Origin of the sequence: Mesobacterium hydrothermale (assembly GCF_035818635.1) — a bacterium.
Lineage (GTDB): Bacteria > Pseudomonadota > Alphaproteobacteria > Rhodobacterales > Rhodobacteraceae > Mesobacterium_A > Mesobacterium_A hydrothermale.
This window is the reverse complement of the sequence record NZ_JAYLLH010000017.1, coordinates 19,110-30,849: the sequence shown is the minus strand read 5'-3', so window position 1 is coordinate 30,849 and position 11,740 is coordinate 19,110. Positions and strand designations below refer to the sequence as shown.

Sequence of the window (11,740 nt, the reverse complement as noted above, 5' to 3'; positions counted from 1 at the left end):
CTCAGGCGCGCAGGATTGCGCCACTGGCGTCAAATGGCGGTTCGTGCAGGATCGTGGCCTTGTGCGGACGGCCGAGTACCATCACATCCACCGCGTCACCGGGGGCGGCATCCTTGACGAAGCCCAGTGCCAGAGATTTGCCAACGCTATAGCCATAAGCGCCCGAGGTAACGCGCCCAATGCCCTCGCCATCCCTGAAGATCGGCTCGCCACCCGTCGCGTCGGCGTGGGAGGCCGTTACGTCCGCCTCGTCGAGGTGCAGGATCACCAGCGTCTCGCGCGGGGTCTTTGCCATCACATCGAGAGCTGCCTGCTTGTTCAGAAACTCCTTGTCCATTTTACACAGACGTTCCAGTCCGACCTCATGGGGCCAGTATTCCGGGCTGTATTCGCGCGACCAGGAGCCATAGCCCTTCTCCACCCGCAGCGACATCAGCGCCCGGCTGCCCACCGGCCCCGCGCCCAGGTCGCGCCCAGCCTCCAGAAGCGCCTCGTAAAGCCGCGGCTGATCTTCGGTCGCGCAGTGCAGTTCCCAGCCCAGATCACCAGTGAACGAGACCCGAAGCGCCAGCACATCGGTGCCCGCGATCTGGATCATCTGGGAGCGCATGAACGGAAAATCCTCGGTCGCGAGCGAGGTATTCGTCAGTCGTTGCAGCAATTCGCGCGATTTGGGGCCAGCCACGTTGAAGCCGCACATCGCCTCGGTCTGGCTTTCAAAAATGGTGCCCTCGGGCAGCGGCACTTCGTTGAAGAAGCGTTTGTGATACCGCTCCGCCATGCCGGAGCCAATTATCCGAAACTCATCCTCGGCCACGCGAGTCACGGTGAAATCCCCCGCAATCCCGCCGCGCTTGGAGATCAACGGCGTAAGGCAGGACCGGCCCACAGCCTTTGGCATGTTGTTGGCAAATACAGCGTTCAACCAGTCGGACGCACCCGGCCCCTTGCAGCGGTATTTGGCGAAGTTGGAGATGTCGATGATGCCTGCATGCTCCCGCAGCATCCGGCATTCGGCACCCACCGGCCCCCACCAGTTCTGGCGGGCAAAGCCGTTGGTGTCGGCGGCGCCGGGGCTGTCAGCGAACCATAGCGGATGCTCCCACCCGGCGTTGAGGCCAAAGATCGCGCCCATCTCTTTTTGCCGTTCGTAAATCGGTCGCGTGCGCGCCGGCCGCCCGGCGCTACGTTCCTCGTGGGGGAAGTGGATGGCAAAGCGGTGGCGATACTGGTCGGCCACACGCGCCTTGGTAAAATCCTTGGTCACCCAGGTGTCAAAGCGCGCCATGTCCCAGGCGAACATATCGTATTCCGTCTCGCCCTCGATAATCCATTGCGCCGCCATCAGGCCCATACCGCCAGACTGCGAAAAACCGGGGATGATGCCGTTGCAGCAGAAATATCCCTGCACCTCCGGCACCGGGCCCATCAGCACGTTGGAATCGGGCGACCAGATCCATCGGGCCGTTGATCACCCGCTTGATCCCCGCCTCGCCCACCGCCGGCACCCGGTCGATGGCGTTCATCATGTTGTCTTCGATGCGGTCCAGATCGTCAGGAAAAAGATCATGCGCGAAGTCGAGCGGCGTGCCCTCCTCGGCCCAGAACACAACGTCTTTCTCGTAGGCGCCAACCAGAAGGCCCTGCCCTTCCTGCCGCAGGTAGTATTCGCCGTCACGATCCGACACCGATGGTAGGCGCGTGCCGTGGCTGTCCACATCCGTCATGGTTTCGGTGACGAAATACTGGTGCTCGGTCGGTTGCAGCGGCAGCTCGATTCCCGCCAGCTTCGCGATCTCCCGCCCCCAAAGGCCCGCGGCGTTCACGACCCAGGGCGTGGCAATGTCGCCCTTGGGCGTTTTCACGATCCAGGTGCCGTCGGCCTGCTGCTCGGTCCCGGTGACGGGGGTGAAGCGGTGGATTTCCGCCCCGCGTTGCCGCGCGCCCACAGCGTAGGCATTGGTCACGCCCGACGGGTCGACATTGCCGCCATCGGGTTCGTACATCACGCAGCGAATACCGTTGAAATTGACCAGCGGGTTGAGCCTTTTGGCCTCCTCAATGCTGACCTCGTAGAAGTTCATGCCGTAGAGCTTGGCCTTTGCCGCCTGTAACTTCAATTGGTGTTCGCGCTCTTCGGTTTGCGCCAGATACAGAGAGCCGGGCTGGAACACGCCGCAGCTTTGGCCGGTTTCGGCCTCCAGTTCTTTGTAGAGGTTCATGGTGTAATGCTGGATGCGGCTAATGTTGGTGCTGTCATGCAGCCCGTGAATGTTCGCCGCCGCGTGCCAGGTGGAGCCGGAGGTCAATTCGTCCCGTTCCAGCAACACCACATCCGACCAGCCAAGTTTGGTCAGGTGATACAGGATCGAGCAACCGATCACACCGCCTCCGATCACGACGGCTTGGGCTTGGTTACGCATGGGAACTCCGTTCAATGGGCATAGGGGCGTGCAGGGTCGCGGACGGTGCAAGCACCGTGTCGGCCCCGAGCGGGATGGGTCTATTCATAGGGCGCCAGAGCCTCCCGCCAGTGTTGGGGATAGGCGGCGAAGAAGGCGCGCGCGCTTTGGCCCAGATGCGAGACTTGGGTGCCCGGGGGCAGCCAGACGGTCGCGCCCGCAGACACCTCGCGGATGGCCGGGCCAAGCTGCGTGCGAAACGTCCCTTGCAACACATGGACCACGACGCCCACACGCAGCGACCAGCGCAGCGCTGGCTGGTTGAGGGTGACGATCCCCGTGGTCGCGGGCCGCTTGCCATCAGGCGCGCAGGCCGCGTTCAAGACATGGACGGCAGCCACATCCAGCGGGCAGATGGCAGCGGCGGCCTCGGTGCGGATTTCGGGGAAGATCATGTCAGAACTCGATCAGATGTGCGCGGCCACGCTCGGCCAGGCGGCGGTTTAGGCCGGGGGCCGCAGGGTCCCCCGCTTCCAGCGCAAAGACGAAGGCATGGGTGAGGTAAAAACACGCGGCGTCGATATCCTGATGGGCCTCCGCGTCGTCGGCGGCGCGCGTGTAAAGCTGCACAAGCGCGGGCATGTCTTGGTCCGCATGGGCCTTGAGCAGCGCGCGATCCAACCCCTCCCGGTCCATATTCAGCCCTTCAGCGAGATCGCGATGTTCTTGGTGCGCACGTAGTTATAGAGCGCCTCCAATCCCTTCTCGCGCCCAAAGCCCGATTTGCCGACGCCGCCAAACGGCGTGGCGATACCGCCCGCGAACCATTCGTTCACAAAGACCTGCCCCGCCCGCAACTTGGCCGCGACACGGTGCGCGCGCGCCAGATCGCGGGTGAACACGCCCGCGACCAGGCCGAACTCCGTGCCGTTGGCCATGGCAATGGCCTCGGCCTCCGTGTCAAACGGCGTCATGCAAGTGACGGGGCCGAAGATCTCTTCCTGAGCGACGCGGCTTGCGGGGTCGACATCGGCCAGAATTGTGGGCGCCATGAAATAGCCGGGCCGGTCCAGACGCGCGCCCCCGGCGGCGATCCGCGCGCCGCTTTGGCGGGCCGTGGACGTCAGCTCCTCCACGCGCGTCAACTGTTGGGCCGACGCGACGGGCGTGTGATCCGGGTTTTCCAGCCCATGCCCCACGCTCAACCCATTGGCGAGCGCTGCCGCGCGCTCCACCGCCGCGTCATAGAGGGACCGGTGCACAAGCACCCGCGCCATGGCCGAACAAACCTGGCCCGCGTTATAGAAGATCCCGGTTTTCAGGCTGCCCATGAGTGTGTCGAGGTTGGCATCCTCGAACACCACAGCGGCAGATTTGCCGCCAAGCTCCATCAGCGAGGGGGTTACAGGATCGGCGGCGGCGCGCAGGATGGCCTGGCCCGTAGTGACCGAGCCTGTGAAAACGATCTGGTCGATCTCCGAACTGGCGACCAGACGCGCCCCTAGATCCGGGCCGATCCCGTTCAGGATAGACACCGCGCCGCCAGGCACCTCCGCCCGTTCCAGCGCGGTGCCCAGCATGGCAAGGCCAATCGGGTCCAGCTCGGGCGATTTGATGATGGTGGCGTTGCCCGCAGCCATCGATGGCGCCAGCGAGCGTGCCGCGATGGACACTGGGAAATTCCACGGCACGATCTGCGCGGAGACGCCGAAAGGCTCGTAAACCGTGTAGTCGGCGTAGTCGGGGCCGAGCGGGATCGACTTGCCCTCGATCTTGTCGGCAACGCCGCCGTAATACTCAAAGTATTGCGCGGCTTCCTCAAACTCGTCCTGGGCGGCCTCCAGCGTCTTGCCGCTTTCGCGGCAGAGCATGACCGCGCCCTCATCCGCAATCGCGCGGATTTCCTGCGCGACGCGTAGCATCAGCCGTCCCCGGGCCGAGGGCTGCATATCGGCCAGATCCCCCCGCTCGACCGAGGCGCGGGCGGTCTCCAGCGCGCGGGCCAGCGTGGCTTCGCCCGCCTGTGCGCAGTCGCCCACCGGCTCGGCCAGGCCGGGATCCTCGACCGCGATCGCAGCGCCCCCGTCTCCTTCGACCCAGTCGCCCGCCAGATAGTTCCGGGCCAGACCGTCCCGCATGTGCTGTGTCATGACGCGCGACCGGCCTCGATCTGGGAAGCGACCCAATGGTGGAAGTTGTGCGTCGGGCCATCCATCGCGGGGGAAAAGCGGCCGCCATCGAACAGCTCGCCATGCCGACCCTTTTGCATGCCTTCGACGACGAACACGTCTTCTTCGAACACGGTCTTCCAAAGCTGCGCGTTCGACGCGCGCAAACCGTCCAGCTCTGGCGTGTCCTTTTCGCTCTTGGCGTAATACAATTCGATGTGTTCGACCGTCTGGTCACATGCCTTGGGTTCCAGCACGATGGCGAAGCTGTGGTCGCGCTGCACGCCAAACAGGACATTGGGATAAAGCGCGACATACTCCGCCCCCTCGTCCCAAGTGTCGCTCAACCCATCGAAATCGGGCAGCTTCGCGCCGTCTTCATCGGTCAGTTGCCGGTACACGAGCGTGCCCTGCCCCGAATACTTGCCGCGCGCCTCGATGTTGTAATGGTCTTCCAGCCGGGAATAGCTGTTGAGCCCCGGATGCACCCACGGCAAGTGGTAGCTTTCGCAGTAATTTTCGACCGCCAGCTTCCAATTCGACGCCACTTCCAACGTCAGGGACGAGCCTTCGCCGCCATGGTGGATCGGCTGATCGAACTCGGCCCACCGGTCCAACAGATCGGCATGTACGACGTCGAAGTCGGGCGCGCTGCCGCTGATGTTGACGAAAACCACGTCGCGCCACACGTGGGAGCGGATGCGGATCAGGCCAAGTTGGCTCATGTCCACGTCTTCGTGGGTGTTCTGGCCGGGTCCGCCCACATGGGGCGTTGTGCGCAACTCTCCGTTCAGGCCGTAGCACCAGCTGTGATAGGGGCAACGGATCGCGCCACGGATTTTCTGAGGCTTGTCGACCAGGATCATGCCGCGATGCCGGCAGGTGTTCTGAAACACGCCGATCTCGCCTGTGCGGTCGCGCACGAGAAGAATGGGCATACCCAGAAAATCCACACGCTTCGCGTCGCCCGGCTCCGGGATGTCCTTGCCAAAGCCGATGCCGGACCAATTGGCAAAGAGGACCGAGCGTTTTTCTTCCTCAAACACCTGTGCGTCGATGTAGTGTTCGTTGGGAAGGCCATTGGCGGTGTTCACCTCGGCCAGAACGGAGGACAGCGGGCTGTGCTTGTTCATGCGACTCTCCTGCAGGCAACGTTTTCAAGGCGAGACTTGAGAGCCAGTTGCGAGCCGCTTCAATACCGGAAAAGCTCATTCAAAGATGAGTTCACCTCAACCCTGGTGCGACGCCTCCACGATCCAACGTTTCAGTTTGCGCGCGTTGGGCGACAGGTCTGCCTCTGGCTGACTGACAAGAAAGAACTCCTCCGGGGCGGGAACGGTGGCGATCTCGATGGTGCTGAGCTTGCCGGTTTGCAGCATCGGCGTCACCAGGCGCCGCCACCCCAGCGCGATGCCGACACCCTTGCGCGCCATCTGCAACGCCACCGAGTAACTGGTGACTTGAGCTGCGCTGGCCACATCCCCGTTATGGCCAAGTTTCCGAAACCACTCGGTCCAGGTGGTCCAGGATTTCGTGGGCGCCTGCAAATGGATCAGCCGGTTTTGCGCCAGTTCTGGCAGCGACACTCCGGCCAGACTTTGCGCCAGTGCGGGCGCGGCGACGGGCACAAGCTCATCCCGGTAAAGTGCAACCTGATCGAGGTCAGAGGCGGGTTCCGGCCCGTAAAGTATAAAGAAATCCAGGTCCCGCAGATGCTCGAACGGCCGATCCTGGGTCTTCTGATGGATGGTGATCTCGGGGAATTCGCGCCAGAACTCGATCAGCGCGGGCGACAGCCAAAGCGCAGCCACGGCGGTGGTCGAGCCGACCGCAACCGCACGGTCCGTCTCATTCTGGCGCAGCCGCACCAGTTGGCGCGAGATCTGGCCGAACGCGGTGGACAGCGTTTCATACAGGTCCTGCCCCGCCGGCGTGAGCGCAACACCGCGATGTTGGCGTAGAAACAGCACCGTGCCCAACTCTCCCTCCAACGCCTTGACCTGGTGGCTGACTGCGCCGGGCGTGACCGAAAATTCCTGCGCCGCGTTCTTGAAACTGAGGTGCCGGGCGGCCGCCTCGAACGCCGAAAGGGTCGTGAGGGGCGGCAGATCGTAATGGCGTCGGGACATGGGGCGGCTCGTGACAAAGGTGGCTTGAGATTACAACAGTTCACGTGAGTATGAGTTTTTTTCCGATTGAATGCTATTGCAAGTTGTCTCCTCCTGTCCTCGTTCGCGAAGGAGCCTTTCGCGCCGCATCTGACCTTGCCCTCCAACATGCCGCCCGGCCTCCCATGGGCGCTGCACAAGGTGGGGCCAAGCGATTGGACAGCGGGCGCGCAAGTGCCTCCATCGCGGATATGCGGAAGCAAAGACCGAGCTTGACCGGTCCCGCAGGAGAAAAGAGGTCGGATGGATACCAAAACCGCGAAACTCGTCCGCAAAACACCGTTAGGTCCGGACACGAGCGATTTTCTGTTCGAGGTCGAGGACGGTCGCGTGGCCGGGTTGGAGCCCGGCGCCCATGTCGATGTGCATCTGGGCGATGGCCTGATCCGCCAGTATTCGCTGTGGTCCTGGAGCCAGAACGGCAAGCAGCTCAACGTCGCGGTCAAGCACGAGGAAGACGGGCGCGGTGGCTCGGCGGCGATGCACGCGCTGGTCGAGGGGGATCGCGTGGCCCTGGGCGGGCCGCGCAACAACTTTCCGCTGCGCGACGGGGACAACTACGTCACGCTGATCGCAGGCGGGATCGGCGCCACGCCCCTGGTGGCGATGGCACGCGAATTGCTCAATAACGGGCGCGACTTTCAGGTCTACTACCTGGTACGGTCCAAGGCTTATGCCGCGATGGATGCCAAGTTTCGCGAACTGGGCCTGAACGAATGGTATCACCTCCATTGCAGCGACACGCATGGGCGGCTCGACCTCGCCACCTCGTTGCAATCCATGCCGGCGGGCAGCGACGTCTATGTCTGCGGGCCGGAACCGATGCTGAATGCGGTGCTGGATGCGGGCAAGGTCATGCGCGGCGGAACGATCCATTTCGAGCGCTTCACGGCCTCCAGCGATGAAGTTCACGACCAGAACGGCAGTTTCGAGGTCGAGCTGAAGTCAACCGGCGCCGTGTTCGAGATCGGCGCCGAGCAATCCATCCTGGAGGTGCTGCAAGCCAACGCCGTGCATGTGGATTTCGGTTGTTCGGAGGGGCTGTGCGGGTCGTGCATGGTCGACGTGTTTGAAGGTGAGGTCGATCACCGCGACGGCATTCTGACACCCGAGGAACAGGCCTCAAACAGGTTCATGTGCACCTGCGTGTCACGCGCCAAAAGCGCGCGCCTGGTCCTCAACCTTTGATTCTGAGCCTAAGGCGCTGCCCAGGCGCCCCGAAAAAAGAGAGCGCCGCGAAGGCGTCGACACAACAAACTGCAGCGACAACAAGGAGGGACCGACGTGTCAATTCCAAAGCCGTTCACAGATGTGAGCATCAAGAAGGCCCCACACGGGTTTTATGAAGACTACAGCGTTCCCATCGCCCTGATCTCCAAGGGGATCATGGTGGCGCTGGTCCTGTGGGCGCTGGTATTTCCGGGCAACGCCAACAGCACTCTGGGTAGCTGGAACAGCCAGATCCTCGCGAGTTTCAACGCTTTCTACATCGTTATCGTAGGCCTTTTCTTTGTCTTTTTGGCGGCAGTCGCGATCATTCCGGCTACAGGCAAGCGGGTGATGGGGACACCGGGCGAGAAGCCCGAGTTTTCTAATTTCTCATGGTTCTCGATGATGTTCGGCGCCGGTCTGGGTGTGGGTCTGATGGTGTTTGCCACCGCAGAACCGCTCAGCCTGTGGGGATCGAACCCGGTGACGGTGGCGGGCGATGTTGCGCCCAACACGCCCGAGGCGCTGGATAGTGCCTATCGCTACACCTTCCTGCATTACGGCTTTCATGCCTGGGCGATTTATGTCGTGACTGGTTTGGCGCTGGCCTATTACGCCTACACGCGCGACATGCCGCTGACGATCCGGTCTGCACTGACGCCGCTGTTGGGGCGGTACGTGAACGGCCCCGTGGGCCATTTCGTCGACATCCTGGGTGTTGTGGCGACCATCCTCGGTGTCTCCGTGACCATCGGCTACGGCGTCAGCCAGTTCATCGATGGCATCTACGCCATCAGCGGGATGGAATGGATCATGAACCTCGGTGCGGAAACGCCGACGCCCAGCAAGGTGGGCCTGATCGCGGGGCTTATGGTTATCATGCTGCTGTCGATCATCTCGGCCGTATCAGGTGTGGGGCGCGGGGTGAAATACCTCTCCAACCTCAACCTGGTCTTGTCGGTGATCCTGCTGGGCACCTTCGTTGTCTTCGGCTCGTTCCTATTCGCAATGACCACCTATGGCACGGCGCTCGTCGACTATATCCTGACCTTCATTGGGTTGAGCTTTGGCGCCTACACCCCCCTCCCGATGGAGGAGTTCGCCGCCGCGTTGCCTGAGGCTGCCGCACCATTGGCCGCCGATCTGATGGCCGGGGCCACCAATGCCTGGGGCAGCTATGACGGCTTTGTCGCGGGCCTGAGCGGCGCGGCCGCCGAGTTGGACGAAGCGACACTGGCCGCCGCCTACGCAGCCGGCGAACAGGGGCGCCAATTCGGCTGGCAATCGGGCTGGACCACGTTCTACTGGGCCTGGTGGATCGCGTTCTCGCCCTTTGTGGGGCTGTTCCTGGCGCGCATCTCCAAGGGCCGCAGCGTGCGGGAGTTCATTCTGGGCTGCGTTTTCGCACCGGCGCTGGTGTGCTTTGCCTGGATGACCATTCTGGGCGCCACGGCCATCGACCTGGAGATGTCCGGCGTCGCGGACGGCGCCATCATCGCGGCGTCGAACACCAACAAGCTGTTCGTGACCCTGGCGCAGATGCTCGATGGCGGTTTGTTGACCGCTTTGAACATCATGTGCGTGGTGCTGATCATGACCTTCTTGGTCACCTCGGCCGACAGTGGCATCCTGGTAATGAACACCATCATGTCGGGCGGAAGCCAAGAAACCGGGATCAAGCACCGCATCATCTGGGGCGTCATCCTGACGGCGGTGATCGGCACGCTTCTATTGGCGGCGGGCGACAACAACCCGATGGACGCCTTGCGCAACGCCATGATCATCGGCGCGCTGCCCTTCACGATGGTGATGGGGCTTATGGTGGTCGCGCTGGCCAAGGCGCTCTACCGCGACGGGTTGCGCGATAAGCTGGGCGGTACAGGCACTGGGGCCGCCGAACCGGCGGAATAGCCCGGCCCACCGGGTCCTGCGACCCTTAGCTTTACCCCGGTCCTGCGCGGTCACGCGCAGGACATTTTCTTCGATCACCAGCTATCTTCCCTTCCCTTTGCCTTCTCACACGACACGAAAGCTCGCCGTCCAATGTCCAAATTTGCCATGCGCGTCACCTGCAAAAGCCGCCGCGGTATCGTCGCCGCGATCTCGACCTTCCTGGCCGAACATGGGTGCAACATCACCGACAGTGCGCAATTCGACGACGCGGAGACCGGAAACTTCTTCATGCGCGTAAGCTTCCTGTCAGAGGACGGAAAAGACATCCCCGCCCTGACCGAAGCCTTCGGCACCGTATCCACCGCCTTTGACATGCAGGCCGAGTTCTTCGACGAAACCGCCAAGCGCAAAATGGTGATCATGGTCTCGCGCTTTGGCCATTGCCTCAACGACCTGCTCTATCGCTGGCGCATCGGCGCCTTGCCGGTCGAGATCGTGGCGGTGATCTCGAACCACATGGATTATCAGAAACTCGTCGTGAACCACGACATCCCGTTCCACCACATCCGCGTCACGCCCGACAACAAACCCGAAGCTGAGGCGCGGATCATGTCCGTGGTCGAGGAAACCGGCGCCGAGTTGATTGTTCTGGCGCGCTACATGCAGATCCTGTCGGATCGCATGTGCCGCGAAATGTCGGGGCGGATCATCAACATCCACCATTCCTTCTTGCCCTCATTCAAGGGCGCGACCCCCTATAAGCAGGCATTTGAGAAGGGTGTGAAGCTCATCGGGGCGACGTCGCATTACGTGACCGCCGACCTCGACGAGGGGCCGATCATCGAACAGGACATCACCCGTGTGACCCACGCCCAATCGCCCGAGGATTACGTGTCGCTGGGCCGCGATGTCGAGGCGCAGGTGTTTGCACGCGCCATCCATGCACATGTCAATGGCCGGGTCTTCCTGAATGGAAGCAAGACGGTTGTGTTCCCCGCATCGCCTGGAACTTTCGCGTCGGAAAGGATGGGATGACGCCATCGCGTGGCAAATTTTGATGATGTCGCCCGCGTTCATGGACTCCTTCATGCTCGGAACGTGCATGTCCAATAGGGCCGCTTCCAAGCCATGTGCTGTTCGATGGGCGGCGGTCAGGAGTGTGAGTCTGGTCTCAGGAAACCGAACCAACATCGCGATATCTCAGGCGTTTGGTGCATGAAGTGGTAGGTACCAAGACTCTTGCTGTGCATTAGACAATAAGCATGTGGGATAGGGTGATCTAAAGCGTTCCTATTCCGCGGCCCGCAAACCACGCGACCCGGCGGCCCTCGTTTCGCAGACCGCATGAACGCCCAAACCCGCCGCTGCAACCTGGCTCGGCAATTGAACTGGGGTTTCGGCCACAAATTGCAAAAAACAGAATTCGCCAACGAGGCGAAATCACCCATCACCAAATGGCGCCGAAGGGCCGCTATTCTACTCCGTCACAGTTGGTTGCGGGGTGATTTGCACCTACGGCGCTAAGTCATTGATATCGCTGGAACCAAATGACGGGCGATTGCTCGCCGCTCGCCAAGACACTGAAATCAATATGGTTTCTCGAGGGGATTGGTTGCGGGGGCTTGCAACTCACGATTTCTGCGGTTGGTTGAGAGGGTGGTCCCGCGGATTGCGGCGTAGACATGTCGGCCGCTTCGAGAATAAGGCGATCCGCGTTTTCCAGCCTTGGCGCCTACAAAGGCGCGAAAAACATCCCGCGCACACCGGCCGCACATGCGAGCTGCCCAACCGCCTCATATCGTTACTGCTTCGGTCCGATCCCCCAAAGCATCGCGTCCCAGAAGTCGTCCTGAGATCCAAGTCCTCGAAGGACTTGCCGCGCGAGCTAAGAAGCGCCATG

Annotated in this window: 10 protein-coding genes; 3 read left to right on the top strand and 7 right to left on the bottom strand. The window is 62.2% G+C overall.

Annotated features, from left to right (window positions below):
• Position 1 precedes the first annotated feature (1 nt).
• The 7 genes from VK792_RS12470 to VK792_RS12440 form a co-directional block, all read right to left on the bottom strand.
• Positions 2-1,354, bottom strand: coding sequence for a glycine cleavage T C-terminal barrel domain-containing protein (locus VK792_RS12470; protein WP_326297837.1), 1,353 nt, complete (start codon positions 1,352-1,354; stop codon positions 2-4).
• Positions 1,275-2,423 carry an NAD(P)/FAD-dependent oxidoreductase gene (locus VK792_RS12465; RefSeq protein WP_326297836.1) on the bottom strand — a complete coding sequence of 383 codons (1,149 nt, stop codon included), beginning with the start codon at positions 2,421-2,423 and terminating at the stop codon, positions 1,275-1,277. The genes VK792_RS12470 and VK792_RS12465 overlap by 80 nt, the downstream gene beginning before the upstream one ends.
• Positions 2,424-2,503: 80 nt before the next feature.
• Positions 2,504-2,857: a hypothetical protein gene (locus tag VK792_RS12460; RefSeq protein WP_326297835.1), complete on the bottom strand. Its 354-nt coding sequence runs from the start codon at positions 2,855-2,857 to the stop codon at positions 2,504-2,506.
• Position 2,858: 1 nt separating this feature from the next.
• Entirely contained in the window at positions 2,859-3,098 is a 240-nt protein-coding gene (locus tag VK792_RS12455; protein WP_326297834.1) for a hypothetical protein, read from the bottom strand.
• A 2-nt stretch (positions 3,099-3,100) separates the two neighbouring features.
• Entirely contained in the window at positions 3,101-4,552 is a 1,452-nt protein-coding gene (locus tag VK792_RS12450) for an aldehyde dehydrogenase family protein (protein ID WP_326297833.1), read from the bottom strand.
• Positions 4,549-5,703 carry an aromatic ring-hydroxylating oxygenase subunit alpha gene (locus tag VK792_RS12445; RefSeq protein ID WP_326297832.1) on the bottom strand — a complete coding sequence of 385 codons (1,155 nt, stop codon included), beginning with the start codon at positions 5,701-5,703 and terminating at the stop codon, positions 4,549-4,551. The genes VK792_RS12450 and VK792_RS12445 overlap by 4 nt, the downstream gene beginning before the upstream one ends.
• A 96-nt stretch (positions 5,704-5,799) precedes the next feature.
• On the bottom strand, positions 5,800-6,699 hold the full coding sequence (locus VK792_RS12440) for a LysR substrate-binding domain-containing protein (RefSeq protein ID WP_326297831.1): 900 nt from the start codon (positions 6,697-6,699) through the stop codon (positions 5,800-5,802).
• 282 nt (positions 6,700-6,981) lie between these two features.
• Between VK792_RS12440 and VK792_RS12435 the strand changes: the two genes are divergently transcribed.
• The 3 genes from VK792_RS12435 to purU all read left to right on the top strand — a co-directional run bounded on the left by VK792_RS12435 (position 6,982) and on the right by purU (position 10,875).
• Positions 6,982-7,926: a PDR/VanB family oxidoreductase gene (locus VK792_RS12435; RefSeq protein ID WP_326297830.1), complete on the top strand. Its 945-nt coding sequence runs from the start codon at positions 6,982-6,984 to the stop codon at positions 7,924-7,926.
• A gap of 96 nt (positions 7,927-8,022) precedes the next feature.
• Positions 8,023-9,858 (top strand): BCCT family transporter, encoded by a 1,836-nt coding sequence (locus VK792_RS12430; protein ID WP_326297829.1) that lies wholly within the window; start codon positions 8,023-8,025, stop codon positions 9,856-9,858.
• Between the two features lie 132 nt (positions 9,859-9,990).
• Positions 9,991-10,875, top strand: a complete 885-nt coding sequence (gene purU / locus VK792_RS12425; protein ID WP_326297828.1) for a formyltetrahydrofolate deformylase — start codon at positions 9,991-9,993, stop codon at positions 10,873-10,875.
• The last annotated feature ends 865 nt before the right edge of the window (positions 10,876-11,740 follow it).